This window comes from Providencia sp. UF-224 (assembly GCF_058245955.1).
Window position 1 is genome coordinate 1 of the sequence record NZ_JBSICC010000079.1, and the last position, 1,259, is coordinate 1,259.

Here is a 1,259-nt window from a genome sequence, read left to right on the forward strand (position 1 = left end):
AAATAAAGCCCCCAAAACAGAACGTTATTACACCCTAGGCTATGCCCCGAATGGCAACAAAGCCGCCCAATGCCCGCAATACACCTTAAAGGTCAGTGGTTAAAGGAAGTCAGTTTTGAGACAGGTTTCACGTTGACGGTAAGAATCTTAAACGGGTGTTTGGTATTGATACCCGACAGCGAAGACACCCGAGCAATTAAGCAGCAGAATCAACAACAGCAAGCGCAACTGAGTGCAATAAAACACACCATGCGTGAGCTGATGGCAGAGTATACCAGCAGCTAAAAGGTAAACTGAGCGGCTCTTAAAATGAATAAGCCAGAAGATTGAATAACCTTCTGGCTTAAACATCAATGAATAAGCTTATATTCTACGGAGTCTGCAACTATATTTACCCATCCTTTAAAAGAAAAAAATTCAGCTAAAAATGAAAATACATACAGCCCACCTAAACTAAAATACTTTTGGCTTACTAAAGTAGAATCTTGTACGTCATTTTTATCAACGAACTTAAATATACAATTTTCAGTAGTATCCATTGTCCAAGATAAAGGCGCATCAATATAACTGGCATTTCTGAATCTAAGCTCAATAAAATAATCTTGATCTGTTATTTCTAAACATCCTTTCACTACAAGGTCATTCTCATAGAATCCACAAATTTCCATATCGCACCATTCATTTTCTTTTAGAATCGAGCTTATCTTTTCAATATTCATGAATTACCGCACCTTTTAATAGGGTATATGTGTATCCCTTGCTGCATCTAGATTATAAGTAGGATTAGCTCGGCCATCTTTATAGAATGGTTTAAGTGTTAATTCTTTATGCCAACCACCATAAACATCCATATATTCAGTACCTTCACCTACCTTCTGGCGTGACACTCTATATATACTTCCTGTATATCCATGATCAGGATTAGCTGGATGAGCTCTCACCGTCATTTTATATTCACCATCCAGCCAACTTTCTTTTAATTTTGATGGTGGTGTTTTCAATCCTTGCCTACTAAGAGCTATATCCAAATAATCTCGGGGAGCTACTCTGACAAATTGACCTGAGCTATCTTGCCAGCGTCTAGTTTTATCATTCCATGTATAATCCAGTGGACAACACGCCAACCCGAACGGATCAACATACCCCACCGGACAATGCACATACCCATACGGATTCAGCCCTCCCAGCAGCCCTATCGGGTCGGGTGAAATATACTGCCCGTTCTCGCTATCATAATACCGAAAACGGTTATAATACAA

At 39.3% G+C, this 1,259-nt stretch carries 3 protein-coding genes; 1 reads left to right on the top strand and 2 read right to left on the bottom strand.

Translation table 11 applies throughout. The features are described from left to right. The first annotated feature begins 69 nt into the window (after nucleotides 1-69). Nucleotides 70-285, top strand: coding sequence for a SymE family type I addiction module toxin (locus tag AC4IFO_RS22845; protein WP_490737832.1), 216 nt, complete (start codon nucleotides 70-72; stop codon nucleotides 283-285). Between the two features lie 65 nt (nucleotides 286-350). Here the strand turns inward: AC4IFO_RS22845 and AC4IFO_RS22850 are convergent, their stop codons facing one another. Both AC4IFO_RS22850 and AC4IFO_RS22855 read right to left on the bottom strand, forming a co-directional pair. Further along, the gene (locus tag AC4IFO_RS22850; RefSeq protein WP_490737833.1) at nucleotides 351-719 is read right to left on the bottom strand and encodes a hypothetical protein; all 369 of its coding nucleotides are present in this window, start codon (nucleotides 717-719) and stop codon (nucleotides 351-353) included. A 15-nt stretch (nucleotides 720-734) separates the two neighbouring features. Next, nucleotides 735-1,259: RHS repeat-associated core domain-containing protein (locus AC4IFO_RS22855; RefSeq protein ID WP_490737834.1), on the bottom strand; the 525-nt coding region annotated here is incomplete at its 5' end.